Source organism: Pararhizobium sp. LjRoot238 (genome assembly GCF_964252955.1).
Classification (GTDB): Bacteria; Pseudomonadota; Alphaproteobacteria; order Rhizobiales; family Rhizobiaceae; genus Pararhizobium.
This window is the reverse complement of sequence record NZ_CAXUPP020000001.1, coordinates 893,686-911,159: the sequence shown is the minus strand read 5'-3', so window position 1 is coordinate 911,159 and position 17,474 is coordinate 893,686. Positions and strand designations below refer to the sequence as shown.

Annotated in this window: 18 protein-coding genes; 9 read left to right on the top strand and 9 right to left on the bottom strand. The window is 61.0% G+C overall.

Going from position 1 to position 17,474, the window contains the following annotated elements; genetic code table 11:
- Nucleotides 1-10 precede the first annotated feature (10 nt).
- Together ACSQ3F_RS04615 and gshB are read right to left on the bottom strand one after the other, a co-directional pair.
- Nucleotides 11-1,543 (bottom strand): YifB family Mg chelatase-like AAA ATPase, encoded by a 1,533-nt coding sequence (locus ACSQ3F_RS04615; RefSeq protein ID WP_436099144.1) that lies wholly within the window; start codon nucleotides 1,541-1,543, stop codon nucleotides 11-13.
- A 254-nt stretch (nucleotides 1,544-1,797) separates the two neighbouring features.
- Nucleotides 1,798-2,745 (bottom strand): glutathione synthase, encoded by a 948-nt coding sequence (gene gshB, locus ACSQ3F_RS04610; RefSeq protein ID WP_436099143.1) that lies wholly within the window; start codon nucleotides 2,743-2,745, stop codon nucleotides 1,798-1,800.
- A gap of 795 nt (nucleotides 2,746-3,540) precedes the next feature.
- Between gshB and ACSQ3F_RS04605 the strand changes: the two genes are divergently transcribed.
- Nucleotides 3,541-4,173 (top strand): CatB-related O-acetyltransferase, encoded by a 633-nt coding sequence (locus tag ACSQ3F_RS04605; protein WP_436099142.1) that lies wholly within the window; start codon nucleotides 3,541-3,543, stop codon nucleotides 4,171-4,173.
- Between the two features lie 81 nt (nucleotides 4,174-4,254).
- Here the strand turns inward: ACSQ3F_RS04605 and ACSQ3F_RS04600 are convergent, their stop codons facing one another.
- From ACSQ3F_RS04600 to rsmI, 6 genes are all read right to left on the bottom strand, one after another.
- Complete coding sequence (locus ACSQ3F_RS04600; RefSeq protein WP_436099141.1) at nucleotides 4,255-5,376, bottom strand: sn-glycerol-3-phosphate import ATP-binding protein UgpC; 1,122 nt, start codon at nucleotides 5,374-5,376, stop codon at nucleotides 4,255-4,257.
- Between the two features lie 14 nt (nucleotides 5,377-5,390).
- The gene (gene ugpE / locus ACSQ3F_RS04595) at nucleotides 5,391-6,233 is read right to left on the bottom strand and encodes a sn-glycerol-3-phosphate ABC transporter permease UgpE (protein ID WP_436099140.1); all 843 of its coding nucleotides are present in this window, start codon (nucleotides 6,231-6,233) and stop codon (nucleotides 5,391-5,393) included.
- A 14-nt stretch (nucleotides 6,234-6,247) separates the two neighbouring features.
- A complete protein-coding gene (locus ACSQ3F_RS04590) occupies nucleotides 6,248-7,072 on the bottom strand; it encodes an ABC transporter permease subunit (protein WP_436102039.1) in 825 nt (274 codons plus the stop codon).
- Between the two features lie 350 nt (nucleotides 7,073-7,422).
- Nucleotides 7,423-8,721, bottom strand: a complete 1,299-nt coding sequence (locus ACSQ3F_RS04585) for an extracellular solute-binding protein (RefSeq protein WP_436099139.1) — start codon at nucleotides 8,719-8,721, stop codon at nucleotides 7,423-7,425.
- Nucleotides 8,722-8,825: 104 nt separating this feature from the next.
- Nucleotides 8,826-9,194 (bottom strand): YraN family protein, encoded by a 369-nt coding sequence (locus ACSQ3F_RS04580; RefSeq protein ID WP_436099138.1) that lies wholly within the window; start codon nucleotides 9,192-9,194, stop codon nucleotides 8,826-8,828.
- The gene (rsmI, locus tag ACSQ3F_RS04575) at nucleotides 9,184-10,113 is read right to left on the bottom strand and encodes a 16S rRNA (cytidine(1402)-2'-O)-methyltransferase (protein WP_436099137.1); all 930 of its coding nucleotides are present in this window, start codon (nucleotides 10,111-10,113) and stop codon (nucleotides 9,184-9,186) included. The genes ACSQ3F_RS04580 and rsmI overlap by 11 nt, the downstream gene beginning before the upstream one ends.
- 250 nt (nucleotides 10,114-10,363) lie before the next feature.
- Between rsmI and dnaN the strand changes: the two genes are divergently transcribed.
- From dnaN to ACSQ3F_RS04540, 7 genes are all read left to right on the top strand, one after another.
- Nucleotides 10,364-11,482, top strand: coding sequence for a DNA polymerase III subunit beta (dnaN, locus tag ACSQ3F_RS04570; protein WP_349436928.1), 1,119 nt, complete (start codon nucleotides 10,364-10,366; stop codon nucleotides 11,480-11,482).
- Between the two features lie 279 nt (nucleotides 11,483-11,761).
- Nucleotides 11,762-12,358 (top strand): phospholipid N-methyltransferase PmtA, encoded by a 597-nt coding sequence (gene pmtA / locus ACSQ3F_RS04565; protein WP_436099136.1) that lies wholly within the window; start codon nucleotides 11,762-11,764, stop codon nucleotides 12,356-12,358.
- A gap of 9 nt (nucleotides 12,359-12,367) precedes the next feature.
- The gene (locus ACSQ3F_RS04560; RefSeq protein ID WP_436099135.1) at nucleotides 12,368-12,958 is read left to right on the top strand and encodes a histidine phosphatase family protein; all 591 of its coding nucleotides are present in this window, start codon (nucleotides 12,368-12,370) and stop codon (nucleotides 12,956-12,958) included.
- On the top strand, nucleotides 12,955-13,653 hold the full coding sequence (gene pyrF, locus ACSQ3F_RS04555) for an orotidine-5'-phosphate decarboxylase (RefSeq protein WP_436099134.1): 699 nt from the start codon (nucleotides 12,955-12,957) through the stop codon (nucleotides 13,651-13,653). Before ACSQ3F_RS04560 ends, pyrF begins: the two co-directional genes overlap by 4 nt.
- A 205-nt stretch (nucleotides 13,654-13,858) precedes the next feature.
- Nucleotides 13,859-14,146 carry a DUF1330 domain-containing protein gene (locus tag ACSQ3F_RS04550; protein WP_436099133.1) on the top strand — a complete coding sequence of 96 codons (288 nt, stop codon included), beginning with the start codon at nucleotides 13,859-13,861 and terminating at the stop codon, nucleotides 14,144-14,146.
- A 121-nt stretch (nucleotides 14,147-14,267) separates the two neighbouring features.
- The gene (locus tag ACSQ3F_RS04545; protein ID WP_436099132.1) at nucleotides 14,268-15,248 is read left to right on the top strand and encodes a complex I NDUFA9 subunit family protein; all 981 of its coding nucleotides are present in this window, start codon (nucleotides 14,268-14,270) and stop codon (nucleotides 15,246-15,248) included.
- A 249-nt stretch (nucleotides 15,249-15,497) separates the two neighbouring features.
- Nucleotides 15,498-15,656, top strand: a complete 159-nt coding sequence (locus tag ACSQ3F_RS04540; protein WP_018323843.1) for a hypothetical protein — start codon at nucleotides 15,498-15,500, stop codon at nucleotides 15,654-15,656.
- A gap of 97 nt (nucleotides 15,657-15,753) precedes the next feature.
- Here the strand turns inward: ACSQ3F_RS04540 and ACSQ3F_RS04535 are convergent, their stop codons facing one another.
- Nucleotides 15,754-16,560, bottom strand: a complete 807-nt coding sequence (locus ACSQ3F_RS04535; RefSeq protein ID WP_436099131.1) for an undecaprenyl-diphosphate phosphatase — start codon at nucleotides 16,558-16,560, stop codon at nucleotides 15,754-15,756.
- A 176-nt stretch (nucleotides 16,561-16,736) separates the two neighbouring features.
- Between ACSQ3F_RS04535 and ACSQ3F_RS04530 the strand changes: the two genes are divergently transcribed.
- Nucleotides 16,737-17,429, top strand: a complete 693-nt coding sequence (locus ACSQ3F_RS04530) for a glutathione S-transferase family protein (protein ID WP_436099130.1) — start codon at nucleotides 16,737-16,739, stop codon at nucleotides 17,427-17,429.
- The last annotated feature ends 45 nt before the right edge of the window (nucleotides 17,430-17,474 follow it).

Sequence of the window (17,474 nt, the reverse complement as noted above, 5' to 3'; positions counted from 1 at the left end):
TTACGCCTGCTCATGCCGCGGCCGTCAAGCGTTCACCGGCAATGCGGTAGGAAATCGCCTCGGCCAGATGGATGCGCCCAACCGTCAGCTTTTCGTCGAGGTCGGCGAGTGTGCGGGCGACTTTCAGGACGCGGTGGTAGCCGCGCGCCGAAAATTTCATTTTTTCCGCAGCGTCGCGCAGCAATTGCAGGCCGCCGGCATCCGGCTCGGCCATCTTCTCGATCATGGATGTCGAACAACGCGCGTTCGAGAGGATTTCCGGCATGCCGAAAGCGATGAAGCGATCCGCCTGGATTTCCCGGGCGCGGGCTACGCGTCTTGCGACGACGGCACTCGGCTCGGCCGGCGCCGGGCGGATGAGGTCGGCGGCGGTGACGGAGGGCACATCGATGCGGATATCGATCCGGTCCATCAACGGCCCGGAAATGCGCCCCTGATAGTCGGAGACGCAACGTGGGCCGCGGGCGCAGGTATGACCGGGTTCGCCCGCCATGCCGCAGCGGCAAGGGTTCATCGCCGCCACCAGTTGGATTGCGGCGGGGTAGGTCACGCGGTGATTGGCGCGGGCAATGATGCATTCGGCGGTTTCGAGCGGCTGGCGCAGCGCATCAAGCACCTGCGGGGTAAACTCCGGAAATTCGTCGAGGAAGAGCACGCCGTTGTGGGCAAGCGAGGCTTCGCCGGGCCTGGCGCGCAGGCCACCGCCGATCATCGCCGCCATGGTGGCGGAATGGTGCGGCGTGCGGAAGGGGCGGCGGTCCGACAGCTTGCCGCCCGGCAGTTGCCCGGCGATCGAGTGGATCATCGAGACTTCGAGCAGCTCGGCGGGAGAGAGCGGCGGCAGGATGGAGGGCAGGCGGGCGGCAAGCATCGACTTGCCCGAGCCGGGCGGTCCGACCATCAGGAGATTGTGGTTTCCGGCCGCGGCCACCTCCAACGCCCGCTTGGCGCTTTCCTGGCCCTTGATGTCGGCGAGATCCGGCATGTTGGCGGCGCTGGCACGCACCGCAGGCTCCGGCCGCGACAAGACCTGGATTCCGCGAAAATGATTGGCGAGCGAGATCAGGCTGCGCGGCGCCAGGATATCGATTTCGCTACCGGCCCAGGCGGCTTCCGCGCCGCTGTCGAACGGGCAGATCAGCCCCTTGCCGAGACTGTTGGCGCCGATCGCGGCGGGGAGCGCGCCGGCGACGGCGGCGATCGTGCCGTCGAGATTGAGTTCACCGATGACGACGTAGCCGCCAAGCGCATCCGCGGGAATGGCGCCAAGCGCCGCCATCAGGCCGAGCGCGATGGGAAGATCGAAGTGGCTGCCTTCCTTTGGCAGGTCAGCCGGCGCGAGATTGATGGTGACTTTCTTGGCGGGCAGCGATAGCCCCGAGGCATGCAGTGCCGCCTGGACCCGCTCCCGGCTTTCGGCCACTGCCTTGTCGGGAAGCCCGACGATCTGCATGCCAACTTTTCCAGGCGCGACCATGACCTGAACGTCGACCGGCACGCCTTCGATGCCCTGAAATGCAACCGTACTGACACGCGCGACCATGATTGCCCCTCTTGCCGCGAGGCAGGCTCAATCCCTGCCACCACAACCTTCGCCGGTTGTGGTGGAAAATCTTGCACGAATAACGGAATAAAACAAGAACAATTATCGAACATACTCGACGGCGATAATCGGCGAGGTTGAGTCAGGTTGTATTTCGCGAACGAAGCGGAACAACCGTGAACATCCGTGGGATGAAATCGGGTTGTATCCATGCGCAACCGAGGCAGGTGAACGCCTCGGTTGGATCTGCTGTGTCAGGCGCGCTTGCGCTCGATCGCGTCCCAGAGCAAGGCGGCGATATCGGCGCCGCCGAATTTCTTCACTTCGCGAAGGCCGGTGGGCGACGTGACGTTGATCTCGGTCATGACGTCGCCGATCACGTCGATGCCGACCAGCAGGAAGCCGCGCTCGCGCAGAGCAGGCCCGATGCGGGCGCAGATTTCCTTTTCCCGCGTCGTCAGTTCGGTCGGCTCCGGCTTGCCGCCGGCATGCATGTTGGAGCGGGCGTCGTGGTCGGCCGGAACGCGGTTGATGGCGCCGACCGGCTCGCCGTCGACGAGGATGATGCGCTTGTCGCCCTTGCGCACGGCCGGCAGATATTCCTGCGCGATAAAGGGCTCGCGGAACATCTGGCCGAACATTTCCAGAAGCGACGAGAGGTTGCGGTCGTCCCTTGTCGAATGAAACACGCCGGCGCCGCCATTGCCGTAGAGGGGTTTGAGGATGATATCGCCCATCTCGGCGCGGAAGCTGGCGATCTCGGCCGGATCACGGGTGATCAGCGTCCTCGGCATCAGGTCGGGGAATTCGGTGACGAAGATCTTTTCCGGCGAGTTGCGCACCCAGGCCGGATCGTTGACCACCAAGGTCTTCGGGTGGACGCGCTCGAGCAGGTGCGTCGAGGTGATGTAGGCCATGTCGAAGGGCGGGTCCTGGCGCAAAAGCACCACGTCCATGGTCGACAGGTCGATGCGTTCGGCGTCATCAAGCGTATAGTGGTCACCCTTGACGTCGCGCAGCGTCATCGGCTGGACGGTGGCGAAGATCTGGCCGTCGCGCAGCGAAAGCTGGTTCGGCGTATAATGGAACAGCTTGTAGCCGCGCGCCTGCGCCTCGAGGCCCATGGCGAAGGTACTGTCACCCGCGATGTTGATGCCAGACACGTGATCCATCTGGATCGCGACATTGATGATCTTCGCCATGGGTCGTTTCCTGTTGATCGTGGGCGTCGTTGTAGAACAGGCCTGTCTATATCAAATCGCGTCTGCGGAAGCCTACAGATTTCTGTCGACTTCCCCACTTGGCGCGGCGAGGCCTTCACGCGGCGGCTTTCGCCCGTGGCCTAGTCATTTTCGGTTCGCCGGCCTCAAGGGCCAGGCGGGATCGGCCGGGGCACGTCGGGTGCCTCAGGTAGTTAAGTGTAGGTGACACGCGACGTGCCCCGTCTCGGTGGTTTTTGCCTGCAACTGCGGTTTCTCTGCGCGGATGGTCGGCACCTTTACCAGGGTGGCGCTCGCGGAATTTCCGCCGCGCCACGAAAGGCCTGTCTTCCGACATACCAGTCGCCGGTCCTCATGTGTGCCTCACAGGCACGCCCCGCTCTTTTTCAAGCGAGAGGGAAACCATTTTCTGCAGGCCCCCGCGGCCGCGCCTGCGTTTCAAACACAGACCGAAGGCACCGGCCCCGCCTCGCCGGCAACGCTTTCCGGTGTATCCGATGGCGGGACGAAAGGGAGTATGGCACGGGTGCAAAAGGCGGGGATGGACGGGGAAAATTTTTGGGGATTTTGAAGCGAATGCCATCAGCCGTTTCGAGGTGGTGCAGGCGGCGGCTTTGCGCCATGAGCGGTCATCGCAGATGCTACCCGAAAAGCGTTGAGAGTATCGCCATTCAAATTATTGATGAAAGCGTTTGGGTAGCGCGATGGATTCCATCGCTCTTCCGGACTAGCTTCGGCCGTGTAATTGCGCTGGCCTTCTTCTGAAAAGTGTTCTTCATGCCTCTTCTCGATGCGAATGCAACTCATCCAATCACTCTGCCGGACGGCACGCTTTATAGCGACACGGTCTATCTGAAGAACGTTATTGACCATCCGCGCATGGAGATCGGCGAATACAGCTATTACACTCACTCTGGGAAACCGGAGGACACTGCCAAAATACTCGCACCCTATCTGGGTCATAGCGTCCGCGAGCGCCTAGTAATCGGTAAATTTGTCCAGATCGCTCGGGGAAGTTACTTTATCACAAGTTCAGCCAATCATCCGATGACAGGCTTCAGCACCTATCCATTCCGCATCTTCAAACCCGAGACCTTCGGCTACAAAGACCTGCCAGTGAGGGATACAGTTGTCGGTCACGATGTATGGATTGGCCACGACGCAGCGATCATGCCGGGTGTGCAAATCGGTGCAGGCGCGATCGTAGCTGCTGCGTCGGTCGTTGCTCGCAACGTTCCACCCTACGCAGTTGTTGGAGGAAACCCGGCCACCGTCATTCGGATGCGCTATCCCATCGAGATAATTAACGAACTTCTCGATATTGCTTGGTGGGATTGGCCCTTAGACAAAATCGAAGCGAACTTGGCCTTCCTTGAAAACTGCGACCTCACTGCCCTCAGGACGGCTTGAGAGCTAGGCAATCCGGTGTTCTTGCCGCAGCATCTGAATGGCAGCTAAGGGCCGTAAGCGGCCATTGCAGCATTTGCCGTCTCACCATCGCCCGACAGCCGCCTCCAGCGCGCTCGCAACCTCGCGCCTGCCACCGAGACCATCGAGGGCTTGCGCCAGCCTCCTGCCAGTCGCGGTGTCGAAGAAATGCAGGCGCGACGGGGAGATCGTCAGGGCTATGGTGTCGGCGAGTTCGATTTCCGGCGATAGCGCCGCCGTCAGTTTCTTGCCGTCCACGGTGCCATGGACCAGTCGCTGGGCGCCGAGTTCCTCTATGTAATCGATTTTCATAGTCAGCGACCGTTCGCCCGCGCGGGCGAGACGCAGGTCTTCGGCGCGGATGCCGACGGTGAGTTCGGTGGGCAGGGCGGACAGGCCGCCGGTTTCCAGCACCTGCGAGCCGAAATGCAGGCGGCCGCCTTCGCGGGTGCCGCGCAGAAGGTTCATCGCGGGAGAGCCGATGAAGCTGGCGACGAAGGTGGAGGCCGGCGTGTGATAGACGTCGAGCGGCCGACCGATCTGTTCGATCTGGCCGCCGTTCAGCACCACCAGCCGGTCTGCCAGCGTCATCGCTTCGAGCTGGTCGTGGGTCACGTAGAGCGAGGTCGTGCCGAGGCGCTTCTGCAGTTGCTTGATCTCGCCGCGCATGGAAACGCGCAGTTTCGCATCGAGGTTGGAGAGCGGTTCGTCGAACAGAAAGGCAGCCGGCTTGCGCACGATGGCACGGCCCATGGCGACGCGCTGGCGCTGGCCGCCGGACAGCGCACGCGGCTTGCGGGTCAGGTATTGCTCGATCTCCAGCATGCGGGCGGCTTCGGCGACGCGGGCATCGATCTCGGCCTTCGGCGTGCCGCGGTTTTTAAGGCCATAGGCGAGGTTGTTGTAGACGGTCATATGCGGATAGAGCGCATAGTTCTGGAAGACCATGGCGATGTTGCGCTCGGCCGGTTCGACATTGTTGATGACGCGATCGCCGATTTCCACCGTGCCCTTCGAGATCGCCTCGAGCCCGGCCACCATGCGCAAAAGGGTGGACTTGCCGCAGCCGGAGGGGCCGACGAGCACGATGAACTCGCCATCGGCGATGTCGATCGAAACGGATTTCACCGCCTCGACGCCGCCGGCGTAGATCTTCGAGACACCCGAGATGTTGATCGCTGCCATGGCCCAAGTCTCCTTTATTTGTCGCTTTCGGTCAGGCCCTTGATGAACCAGCGCTGGAAGATCATGACGATCATCACCGGCGGCAGCATGGCGAGGATCGCCAGGGCGAAGGCCTGATTGTAATCGGGAATGTTGGAGCCGACCCAGACCAGCAGGATCTGCTTGATGCCGCGCACCAGGGTGAAGAAGCTCTCGTCGGTCGTCATCAGCGTCGGCCAGAGATACTGGTTCCAGCCATAGACGAACATGATGATGAAGATTGCCGCCATCATCGTTTTCGACAAAGGCACGATCACGTCGATGAAGAACTTGAACGGACCGGCGCCGTCGATGCGGGCAGCTTCCAGTAGTTCGTCGGGGATCGACTTGAAGAACTGGCGGAAATAGAAGGTGCCGGTGGCCGATGCCAAAAGCGGCACGATCAGGCCGGTATAGGTGTTGGTCAGCTTCAGCGTGTTCATCACCTCGTAGGACGGCAGGATACGCACTTCGAGCGGCAAAAGCAGCGTCGTGAAGATCATCCAGAAGGTGATTGTCGCAAAGCGGAAGCGGAAATAGACCAGCGCATAGGCGGCCAGCATCGACAGGATGATCTTGCCGGCAGCGAAACCGAGGCCGAGGATCAGCGAGTTCATCATCATCCGGAGCCCGGTGATCTGGCCGGTGAAGCCACCCTGCCTGGTCAGAACGGTCTCGTAGGTGTCGACGAAATGCCCTCCGGGCAGAATCTGCAGGCCGTTGCGATGGATGTCGGCCGCCTCGTGGCTGGAGGTCATCAGCGCGACCAGCAGCGGGCCGACCATGATGAAGACGCCGAAGAGCAGGATGAAGTGATCGAAAAGTTTCGTGCGATGCATGGTCTCGCCTCCGCTCAACTGTAGTGGACGCGCCGCTCGATGAAGCGGAACTGGAAGATGGTGAGCACGAAGACGATGATCATCAGGATGACCGACTGGGCCGAGGAGCCGCCGAGATCATTGCCGCGGAAGCCGTCCATGTAGACCTTGTAGACCAGCGTGATCGGGTTGTTGGCGGCCTTGTCCTTCACCATCACGTCGATCACGCCGAAGGTGTCGAAGAGGGCGTAGGTCGTGTTGATGATCAGGAGGAAGAAGGCCGTCGGTGCCAGCAGCGGCAGGGTGACGGTCCAGAAGCGGCGGAAGCCGGAACGGCAGTCCATCAGCGCTGCCTCGCGCACCGAGACCGGAATACCCTGGAGGCCGGACAGGAAAAAGATGAAATTGTAGGGGATCTGCTTCCAGACCGAGACGGCGATCATCGCAAACGCAGTATCATAGTAGTCGAGGCCGACCTTGATATCCCAGCCAAAGAAGGCGGCGAATTTCACCAGCGGGCCGATATGCTGATCGAACATCATCATGCCCATCAGGCCGGCGACCGGTGGCGCAATGGCATAGACCCAGATCAGCAGTGTCTTGTAGGTGGCGTTGCCGCGGATCACGCCATCGGCCTTGACGGCAAGCAGGAGGCCGATTGCCAGGGAAAAGAAGGTGACGAGGGCTGTAAAGACGGCCGTGAAGCGGGCGATGCCAAGGTACTCGGTTGATTTCAGCACGTCGATATAGTTGGCAAGCCCGACGAAGGTGGAGCCGAAGCCGAAGGGGTCCTCGAGGTAGAAGGACGACTGGATCGCCTGAACCGAGGGCCAGTAGAAGAAGATGAAGATGATCGCCATCTGCGGCGCGAGGAAGAGATAGGGCAGCAGCGGCGAGGAAAATTGCACGCGCTTTGCCGATGTATCCTCCGGTGGCTTGCTGCGGGATGCGCGCGGGCCGAAGAAACCCGATAGCCCGCCTGCAGCAGGGGCGGGGACTGTTCCGGACATTGCCGAGGGTAAGGGCGTGTTCGTCATGATGCGGCCTTGAATGGCGAAAATGTTTCGGCGCTTGCGGAAGAAGCTCCCTCCCCCTTGTGGGGAGGGGTTGGGGAGGGGCCTTCCTTTGAAGGAAGAACCCCTCCCGTCGCTTCGCTCCGACCCTCCCCACCCAGTTCATGTAAAAAGGGGGGGAGGGTTAAACCCAGAGATCAGCCAGCCGTCTTGGCAAACCGCGCGAGAAGTTCGTTGCCTTCCTTCTCGATCGTGTCGAAGGCATCCTTGACCGAGACTTCGCCCGAGAAGATGCGGCCGTATTCGCGTTCCATGATTTCGCGGATCTGCGGGTAGAAGCCGAGGCGATAGCCCTTCGACCATTCGCCGGCCGGCAGCAGCAGCTGCTTGATGCCGATTTCGGCGGCCGGCTTCTCCTTGTAGTAGCCTTCAGCCTTGGCAAGCTCGTAGGCCGCCTTGGTGATGGCGACGTAGCCGGTTGCCTGATGGTAGAACTTCTGCACGTCCGGCGAGGTCAGGAACTGGAAGAAGTCGGCCACGCACTTGTTTTCTTCATCCGACTTGCCGGACATTGCAAAGAGGGCAGCGCCGCCGATGAAGGACGAGGTGCCTGCACCCTTGATCGAACCCCAATAGGGCAGGAAGGTTGCCGAGAACGGCATCTGCGCCGTCTTCTGCAGACCGCCGAAGGAACCCGAAGAGCCGATCCAGAGGGCCGCCTTGTTTTCTTCAAACATCTTCTGGTTGTCGTTCCAGCCGGCGCCGTAGAAGCCGAAATAGCCTTCGTCCTTCCAGGCCTTCAGCTTCTCGAACATCATGACGAGGTTCGGGTCGGTGACCTTCAGCTCAGTATCGACGACGCTGTCATAGCCGTTGTTGTTGGTGGCGAACTGGATGTTGTTGCGCGAGAAGAAGTTCTCGGTGAACTGCCAGGTCAGCTGCGACTGGACGAGCGGGATGAAGCCGGCTTCCTTGAGCTTCGGAGCGATGGCTTCGAATTCTTCCCAGGTCTTCGGCGCTTCGACGCCGGCCTTCTTCAGGGCTTCGTCGTTGATGTACATGATCGGGGCCGAAGAATTGAACGGCATGCCGACGAACTTGCCTTCGCTGTCGGCGTAGAAATAGCGAACGCCGTCGATGAAGGCGTTGCGGTCGAACGTGTAGCCTGCCTTGGTGATCAGGTCTTCAGCCGGAATGACGGCGCCCTTGGCGTTGATGATCGTCGCTGCACCGGCGTCGAAAACCTGCAGGATGTTCGGCTGTTCGCCCGAACGGAAAGCGGCGATGCCGGAAGCAAGCGCTTCCTCGTAGGTGCCTTTGGAAACCGGGGTGAGCGCGCAAGTCGTCTGCGATGCATTGAACTTCTGGGCGACTTCGTTGATGACTTCGCCGTTGCGGCCGGCCATGCCGTGCCACCAGCTGATGTTGGTCGCGGCGAGCGAGGAGGTGGCGGAGAAGGCCAGCGCGAGGCCGGTCATCGTGAATTTCCTGATCATGGCAGTTCCTTTCACCAGGGTTAAGGTGAGGAACCGGCTACTGGCCTTTCATGACGTGGCGATAACGCTTTTGTGTCGGTTCAATTACAACTGTGCGCAGCTGTTCAAAAGGCATCGGGAAGGTGGATCGGCCAACGCCAGGGGATAACGGAAATAATGTCGTAACGAACCGAAAGATGGGCAAAATCCGGCTGTTTCGCCAGCCACAGATCGCTTGCCGCGCGAATGCGTCGCTGGGCAAAATCCGAAACCGCAAAAACGGAATCGTTCAGCGAGCGGCGGGCCTTCACCTCGACGCAGGCGATCAGATTGCCCTTGCGTGCAATGATGTCGATCTCGCCCAGTTTGGTGCGATAGCGGAAGGCGACGATGCGGTAGCCTTTCATCAGGAGCGACAGGGCCGCGCGGTACTCGGCGAGCGAGCCGCGCCTGAGCGCCTTCAATCTTTTCCTGTCGGGCGGCTCACGGTTCATCCCGGCCCTTGAGCTCCAGCAATCGGTCGTAAAGGTCCCTGCGGTTGAGGCCGGTCTGCTTGGCTGCCTCGGTCGCCGCCTTGCCGGTCGGCATATCCTTGACCAGTTTCAAGAGAATGGCATCGACGTCATCCGCCTCCGGTGCCGCCGGTGCGTCCGGCGGGCCGATGACAAGCACGATCTCGCCCTTGACGGTGGCACCTTCGTCATAAAAGGCCTTGAGCTCGGCCAGCGTGCCGCGGCGGAACTCCTCGAAGGTCTTGGTCAGTTCGCGGCAGACGGCGGCGCGGCGTTCGCCGCCAAGCACGTCATGGGCGGCAACGATTGTGGCGGCGATCCGATGCGGGGATTCGAAGAACATCAGCGTGGCAGGAACGGTGGCGAGTTCCGCAAGCCTGTCGCGGCGCGCCTTGTCCTTGGAGGGCAGGAAGCCCGCGAAGAGGAAAGCATCATTGGGAAGTCCGGAGCCGACAAGTGCTGCAAGTGGGGCGGAAGCGCCCGGGATCGGAACGACGCGGTGGCCGGCCTCGATAGCAATCTGGCCGAGACGATAGCCGGGATCGGAGACCAGCGGCGTACCGGCATCGGAGACGAGAGCGACCGATTTGCCCTCGTCGAGTGCCGCCAGCAGTTTCGGACCGACCTCGTTGGCATTGTGCTCGTGATAGGCATAGGGCCGGTTGACGATGCCGTAACGGTCGAGCAGCACGCGGGTAACGCGGGTATCCTCGCAGGCAAGCACATCGGCGCCGGCCAGCGTTTCGAGCGCACGAAGGGTAATGTCGGAGAGATTGCCGATCGGGGTGGCGACAAGATAGAGCGCCGGTTCCAGCGGGCGGGCCGGAACGGTGATCGTGTGCAGCCGGTAGCTTTTGTGCTTCTCGCTTGCCTGTGTTTCGCCCGATGCCTGCTTTTCCAAAACTGCGTACCCTTATACCGCTGTTCGCCGTCAAACCGGCGCCTGACCTTTATGGGTGAGCGGTCGAGCTTCGGCAAGAGCGGCGAATTCCGGCCGTGGCGAACATTACTGGGGTCCGGTCGCCGTTACCCCTTGCTTTTCACGGCTTGTTTCTGCCATTTTGCCTGTCCACATCTTTACAGCCCGTGGGGCAGTCTAAAAGTAGAAGCCGGACGCGAACTCCGGCGATGGTTGAAAGCGGTAGCATCCCATGCGCATTACTCTCGAGCGGTCCAATCTCCTGAAGTCGCTGAACCACGTTCACCGCGTGGTCGAGCGGCGCAACACCATCCCGATCCTCTCGAACGTGCTCTTGCGCTCCGATGGTGCAAGCCTCGAAATGAAGGCAACCGACCTCGATTTGGAAATCACCGAAGCGACGCCGGCGCAGGTCGAGCAGGCTGGCGCGACGACGGTTCCGGCGCATCTGCTCTATGACATCGTGCGCAAGCTGCCGGACGGCTCCGAGGTCCTGCTGGCGACCAATGCCGAGGGTACGGCGATGACGGTCGCCTCCGGCCGCTCGAAATTCTCGCTGCAGTGCCTGCCGCAGTCCGACTTCCCGGATCTCACCGCCGGAACGTTCACAAATAGCTTCCGCATCAAGGCCACCGACCTGAAGATGCTGATCGATCGCACCCAGTTCGCGATCTCGACGGAGGAAACCCGCTACTATCTGAACGGCATCTATATCCACACGATCGAAAGCAAGGGCCAGCTCAAGCTGCGCGCTGTTGCCACCGACGGCCACCGTCTCGCCCGCGCCGATCTGGAAGCGCCGGCCGGTTCCGAAGGCATGCCGGGCATCATCATCCCGCGCAAGACCGTCAGCGAACTGCAGAAGCTGGTCGACAATCCGGATGTGGTTGTCACGGTCGAGGTCTCCGATGCCAAGATCCGGCTCACCATCGGCTCGATTATCATGACTTCGAAGCTGATCGACGGCACCTTCCCCGATTATCAGCGCGTCATTCCGACCAACAACGACAAGGAACTGAAGATCGATTGCCAGTCCTTCGCCCAGGCCGTCGACCGCGTGTCCACGATCTCCTCCGAGCGCGGCCGTGCCGTCAAGCTGGCCCTTTCGGACGGGCAATTGACGCTGACCGTCAACAACCCGGATTCGGGAAGTGCGACGGAAGAACTGCCGGTCGGCTATGATAGCGATCCTCTGGAAATCGGCTTCAACGCCAAATATCTGCTCGATATCACCGCGCAGCTTTCCGGCACCGACGCCGTCTTCATGCTCGCCGATCCCGGCTCGCCGACGCTGGTCCGTGACATGGCAGGCGACGACGCGCTCTATGTTCTGATGCCGATGCGCGTCTAGGCCTCAAGAGCCATCTCAGGTTTGAAGCGACGGCCGGGACGATTTCCGGCCGTTGTCGTTCCGGGTCGACATGCACCTGTTGGTGCCACAAGGCTGTTGCAGCGTGTTCACGCGCTGGCGGGCAAGTGAGCTGTTGGCATGTTGATTTAATGACGCGAAACGACTTGTTTTTGTCGCAGTCAGCGACACATAATCAAGTCGTGATTGAAGACGGCTGCGCTGCAACGACAGGCATGATGTACTGTTCAGGGCGCGGGCGACGTATTGGTGGAGATGCGCATGAATTTTCGTCTGAAAGAGCGTCTTGGCAAGAAATTTGACGAGGAAATTCGTTTCTTCAAGGGATGGCGGAGCAATATGAAGGCAGTCGGCTCGATTGTGCCGACATCTGGAATAACCGCCCGACGAATGGCAAGCGTCGTCAATCCGCATTCGGGCCTTCCCGTTCTCGAGCTTGGCCCCGGCACCGGTGTCATCACCAAGGCGATCTTGCAGAATGGCGTGCAGCCGCAGAGCCTGGTCTCCGTCGAATTCTCCACGGATTTCTATCAGCACCTTGTCAAGACCTATCCCGGCGTCGATTTCATCAATGGCGACGCCTTCGATCTCGAAAAGACGCTGGGCGCGCGCAAGGACCAGCAGTTCGACAGCGTCGTTTCCGCCGTGCCGCTTCTGAACTTCCCGATGCATATGAGGGTGTCGCTGATCGAGGATCTGCTGTCACGCATTCCGGTTGGTCGGCCGGTCGTCCAGATCTCCTATGGCCCGCTGTCGCCGGTCGTCGCCATGCCGGATCGCTATCAGATCTCCCACTATGACTTCGTCGTGCGCAACATTCCGCCTGCGCAACTGTGGGTCTACCGCAAGACGCATTGAGACAGATTGATGTTCGGCATCTACGTCACGCATCCGCAGGTTCGCATCGACCCGGATGTGCCGGTTCCGCGTTGGGGATTGTCCGAGCTTGGCGCAGCGCGATCGGAGATGGCCGCGCAATGTGGTTGGGCAATACAGCTCACGCGCATTCTGTCGAGCGACGAGACCAAGGCGCTGGAAACGGCGGCAATCCTCGCAAGGCCGGCCGGCATTGAGGTCGAGGTGCTGGAACATGCCGGCGAGAACGATCGCTCGGCGACAGGATTTCTCGTGCCGGACGAATTCGAGAAGGCGGCCAACCGGTTCTTCGCCCATCCGGATCAGAGTTTTCACGGCTGGGAGCGCGCCGTCGACGCTCAAGCCCGTATTGTCTCGGCGGTGTATTCCGTTCTTGACCAGCACGATTGTTCCAAACCGATCGCCTTCGTCGGGCACGGCGGCGTCGGCACATTGCTGAAATGCCATCTCGCTGGCCTGCCAATCGCGCGTAGCCATGACCAACGAGGCGGTGGCGGAAATCTCTTTGCATTTGCCCTTGCGGACCGGTCCCTTGCATGCGATTGGGGGCCGTTTGAGCTCTGGCAAGGATGGCAACAATGACTGCAAGCGCGCGCGACCGGCTGATTGTCGGCCTTGATATCCCCACCATCGGCGAAGCCGAGACGATCGTCAAAACGCTCGGTGATGACGTGCTGTTCTACAAGATCGGTTATCAGCTGGCCTTCGCCGGAGGGCTCGAATTCGCCCGCGACCTCGCCGCCGACGGCAAGAAGGTCTTCCTCGACATGAAGCTGCTCGACATCGACAACACGGTCGCCAAGGGTGTCGAGAACATCGTCAAGATGGGCATGTCGATGCTGACGCTGCACGCCTATCCGAAAGCGATGAAGGCGGCCGTCGAGGCCGCGCGCGGCTCGGACCTCTGCTTGCTCGGCGTTACGGTGCTGACGTCGATGGATGCGCAGGACGTCATCGACGCCGGTTATGAATATGATCCGCGTGCACTGGTGCTTCGCCGCGCCGAACAGGCGCGGGTGGCCGGCATGGGCGGTATCGTCTGCTCGGCCGAGGAAGCCTCCGCGGTGCGCAAGATCGTCGGTCCCGACATGGCGATCGTCACCCCCGGCATCCGTCCGGCCGGCAGCGACAGGGGCGATCAGAAGCGGGTCATGACCCCGGCGGATGCGCTTGCCGCCGGATCGAGCCACCTCGTCGTCGCCCGCCCCATCGTCAAGGCCGCCGATCCAAGGGCAGCAGCGCTCGCCATTCTCGATGAAATGAGAGGCGCGCTCTAACGATTCGTGTTGCCCTGCTGCCAAGTACCGCTGGGCACCATTGCGTGAGTTGAGCCAGACGGCGGACTTGGCTGCCGGGATTCTTTGCCTTTCTTCTCGCGCAGCGGCCTTCGAAGGTCCCATTCTGCAAAGAGAGCCCCCGCCTTGACCGGTCAAGTGAATTGACGGAAGAAGCGGAAGTTGCGGTGAAAATAGGGAGACGGTCATGGCGAAAGGGTACTGGATTGCGCGGGTCGATGTCCGCGATCCCGAGCGCTACAAGGATTATGTCGCGGCGGCAAAGCCGGCTTTTGAAAAATACGGCGCCAATTTTCTTGCCCGCGGCGGCGCATTCCAGCGCCTGGAGGGCGATGTTCGGGCCCGCAACGTGGTGATCGAATTCCCGTCGCTACAGGCGGCCGTAGAGTGCTATAATTCCCCCGAATACCAGATCGCCGCCGCGATCCGGCAGGAAGTAGCCGACGCCGAAATGGTGGTCGTCGAAGGCGTCTGAGCGGCGTCCCATGCTGCGGCGGAAAGCGGCAGAAAAGCCGCTGCGATAAGCCTTCCCGTCGCCCGATGATTGGGCTATGTAGCTCACCTACGCCATGCTGAAGATCAGGAGTGCCTGCGCCATGACCTTGTCCAATCTCCCCCCGCTCGTTACCGTTTTCGGCGGGTCCGGATTTGTCGGCCGTCATGTTGTGCGGGCGCTTGCAAAGCGCGGTTTCCGCATCCGCGTCGCGGTCCGCCGTCCGGATCTCGCCGGCTTCCTGCAGCCGCTCGGCAATGTCGGCCAGATCTCATTGGTTCAGGCCAACCTGCGTTACCGTCAATCGGTCGATGCGGCGGTGCACGGCGCCGATCATGTCGTCAATTGCGTCGGCATCCTGTTCGAAAGCGGCCGCAATACCTTCGATTCGGTTCAGGATTTTGGCGCCCGCGCCGTGGCCGAGGCCGCGCGTGGTGTCGGCGCGACATTGACGCATATTTCCGCCATCGGCGCCGATGCCAATGCCGAATCGCTTTACGCGAAATCCAAGGGCCGGGCCGAAAAGGCGATCCTGGAAACCGTTCCCGAAGCCGTCATCCTGCGTCCGTCGATCATTTTCGGACCCGAGGACAGTTTCTTCAACAAGTTCGCTGAAATGGCCCGCTTCTCGCCGGCCCTGCCGCTGGTTGGCGGCGGCAAGACGGCATTCCAGCCGGTCTACGTCGCGGATGTCGCCGAAGCGGTTGCAAAGGCAATCGAGGGCAAGGTTACCAAGGGCAAAATCTATGAACTCGGCGGGCCGGAAGTCCTGACCTTCAAAAACTGTCTCGAGATCATGCTGAAGACCATCGGACGCAAGCGCACGCTGCTGCCGATTCCCTTCGGCATTGCCTCGCTGATGGGGTCCATTGCCTCGCTGGTGCCCTTCGTGGCGCCGCCGATCACGCCCGACCAGGTCATCCTGCTGAAGAGGGACAACGTCGTTTCCGATAGTGCACAGGCCGAAGGCCGAACGTTGCAGGCTTTCGACATCGAGCCGACGTCGGTCGAAGCGATCCTGCCATCCTACATGGTGCGCTACCGTCCTCAGGGACAGTATACGCGGTCCGGCGGCGCGGCTTGACTGCGCCTTGACCTCGTCAAAATCGGGTTGCAATGAAGGCCGTCGGCCCCACCGGCGGCTTCTTTTTGCCCGCCTCAAACCAAAGCGTTGCAGTTCTGCCGCACTTCAAAAAAGCGATTGTTCTTTACCGTAGATTCAGCATCTATCGATATTGATAACGGCTGTTCCAGCGCATAGACAACAGCCGCGCCGCCCCCCTCGGTTCAGAGGAAACGGCGCCGTTATATCATCTTGAGAGGCACATTTTTCATGGGCAAGTCGATCGCAATTTTCTTTGCGTGCGCGGCACTTATCGTTCTGGCTGGATCCTTCGCTGCGCCGAAGACGGTCGCCAGCAATCACAGCTGTGCGCCGGCCTATGGCGTCGACCCCTGCACCACGGCCTCGATCGGCAAGCTCGCCGAATAGGAATTTCCGTCTCATTTTGAGGCGGCGCAGTTTTATGGCGGGGGCCAGGGAACCGCATGCAGTCTCGCAAGGGAATGCATGCGGTTTTTTATTGCGGTTAGCCGACCAGCCAGAGGCCGACGAGGCCAGCCGCGCCGATGACGATGCGCCAGACGGCGAACGGTGCAAAGCCGCGACTGGAGACGAAGTTCAAGAGCGAGCGCACGACGACCAGCGCCGCCAGGAACGCGGCGATAAAGCCGACGGCGATCAGCGACACGTCATCGAAGTTCAGCGCGGCTCGATTCTTGTAGAGATCGAGCGTGAAGGCGCCGAGCATGGTGGGCATCGCGAGGAAGAATGAGAACTCGGCAGCGGAACGCTTGTCGGTCCCCATCAGCAACGCGCCGGCGATCGTCGCGCCCGAGCGGGAGGTGCCGGGGACCATCGCCAGGCATTGGAAAAGCCCGATCTTCAAGGCGAGCGACGGCGGATAGTCCATGACGTCGTGATATCTCGGCTTCAGCGGCAAACGGTCGATCGCAAAGAGGACGACGCCGCCGAGGATCAGCACGATGCAGATCAGCATCGGCGTTTCGAACAGCACGCTCTTGATGAAACCATGCGCAAAGGCGCCGATGACGGCAGCCGGCAGGAAGGCGAGAAGGATCGACAGGACGAATTGCCGTGCCTTGGCGCTCGAGGGCAGGGCTGTCGCGATCGACAGGAGCCGCTGGAAATAGACGAGCAGGATCGCAAGGATGGCGCCGAGTTGGATGAGGACGGCAAAAGTGTTTCCCGGCGATTTGAAGCCGAGGAAATGCCCGGCAAGCAGCACATGCGCGGTCGAGGACACCGGAATGAATTCGGTCAGGCCCTCGACAAAACCGAGAACAAGCGCACTGATGATCGATTGATCGGCCATGAATTAAGTATCCCTGAAGCATTGGGGGTTAAGGTCTGGGACCATCGAAGGGCATTGGCTGATTCGCTTGTGTTTGCGGCAGCAAGTTCCTATAGCTTTTTCAAACGCGTCGTGGCCAGACCAAACCGCCGCGACAAACCATCCCCCCCAATCGAACTGACGAAACCCGATATCTCATGCCAACTCTCTACCACCACCCCATGTCCACCTCTTCACGGTTCGTCCGCCTGATCCTTTCGGAATACGGTTATCAGACGGAACTGGCTGAGGAGCAGCCCTGGGAGAAGCGGCGTGATTTCCTGACGCTCAATCCCGCAGGCACCCTGCCGGTCTATGTCGATGACAGCATGCGGGCGCTCTGTGGCGCGACTGTGATTTCCGAATATCTCGACGAGACCAATGGTGTTCTCAAGCGCGACCGGAGGCTTCTGGCGGAAGACCCGTTCCAGCGCGCGGAAATCCGCCGTCTCGCCGAATGGTTCCTGCAGAAGATGGAAGCCGATGTGACGCGGCCGCTGGTCCGTGAACGCATTTTCAAGCTGCAGATGACGCCGGACCAGGGCGGCGGCGCGCCGGATTCGAAGGTGCTGCGCACCTCGCGTTCGAATATTCGCCAGCATCTGAAGTATCTGGGCTGGCTTGCCGGCTCGCGCACCTATCTGGCCGGTGACCGGCTGTCCTATGCGGATCTTGCCGCCGCTAGCGCGATCTCCGTGCTCGATTATCTCGGCGAGATCGATTGGGCGGAGGTTCCGGCGGTGAAGGATTGGTACCAGCGGCTGAAATCCCGGCCATCCTTCAGGCCGCTGCTTGCGGAGCGCGTGCGCGGCGTTACCCCCGTATCGCACTACGCTGATCTCGATTTTTAGGGCATGATGCCGGGAACTCATGAATCGGTTTTCGGTCAATATCAT

What these genes read in the sequence shown, in the direction of transcription:
- ACSQ3F_RS04615 (WP_436099144.1), bottom strand. Translation starts at nt 1,543, where the DNA reads ATGGTCGCGCGTGTCAGTACGGTTGCATTTCAGGGCATCGAAGGCGTG.
- gshB (WP_436099143.1), bottom strand. Translation starts at nt 2,745, where the DNA reads ATGGCGAAGATCATCAATGTCGCGATCCAGATGGATCACGTGTCTGGC.
- ACSQ3F_RS04605 (WP_436099142.1), top strand. Translation starts at nt 3,541, where the DNA reads ATGCCTCTTCTCGATGCGAATGCAACTCATCCAATCACTCTGCCGGAC.
- ACSQ3F_RS04600 (WP_436099141.1), bottom strand. Translation starts at nt 5,376, where the DNA reads ATGGCAGCGATCAACATCTCGGGTGTCTCGAAGATCTACGCCGGCGGC.
- ugpE (WP_436099140.1), bottom strand. Translation starts at nt 6,233, where the DNA reads ATGCATCGCACGAAACTTTTCGATCACTTCATCCTGCTCTTCGGCGTC.
- ACSQ3F_RS04590 (WP_436102039.1), bottom strand. Translation starts at nt 7,072, where the DNA reads ATGGCGATCATCTTCATCTTCTTCTACTGGCCCTCGGTTCAGGCGATC.
- ACSQ3F_RS04585 (WP_436099139.1), bottom strand. Translation starts at nt 8,721, where the DNA reads ATGATCAGGAAATTCACGATGACCGGCCTCGCGCTGGCCTTCTCCGCC.
- ACSQ3F_RS04580 (WP_436099138.1), bottom strand. Translation starts at nt 9,194, where the DNA reads ATGAACCGTGAGCCGCCCGACAGGAAAAGATTGAAGGCGCTCAGGCGC.
- dnaN (WP_349436928.1), top strand. Translation starts at nt 10,364, where the DNA reads ATGCGCATTACTCTCGAGCGGTCCAATCTCCTGAAGTCGCTGAACCAC.
- pmtA (WP_436099136.1), top strand. Translation starts at nt 11,762, where the DNA reads ATGAATTTTCGTCTGAAAGAGCGTCTTGGCAAGAAATTTGACGAGGAA.
- ACSQ3F_RS04560 (WP_436099135.1), top strand. Translation starts at nt 12,368, where the DNA reads ATGTTCGGCATCTACGTCACGCATCCGCAGGTTCGCATCGACCCGGAT.
- pyrF (WP_436099134.1), top strand. Translation starts at nt 12,955, where the DNA reads ATGACTGCAAGCGCGCGCGACCGGCTGATTGTCGGCCTTGATATCCCC.
- ACSQ3F_RS04550 (WP_436099133.1), top strand. Translation starts at nt 13,859, where the DNA reads ATGGCGAAAGGGTACTGGATTGCGCGGGTCGATGTCCGCGATCCCGAG.
- ACSQ3F_RS04545 (WP_436099132.1), top strand. Translation starts at nt 14,268, where the DNA reads ATGACCTTGTCCAATCTCCCCCCGCTCGTTACCGTTTTCGGCGGGTCC.
- ACSQ3F_RS04540 (WP_018323843.1), top strand. Translation starts at nt 15,498, where the DNA reads ATGGGCAAGTCGATCGCAATTTTCTTTGCGTGCGCGGCACTTATCGTT.
- ACSQ3F_RS04535 (WP_436099131.1), bottom strand. Translation starts at nt 16,560, where the DNA reads ATGGCCGATCAATCGATCATCAGTGCGCTTGTTCTCGGTTTTGTCGAG.
- ACSQ3F_RS04530 (WP_436099130.1), top strand. Translation starts at nt 16,737, where the DNA reads ATGCCAACTCTCTACCACCACCCCATGTCCACCTCTTCACGGTTCGTC.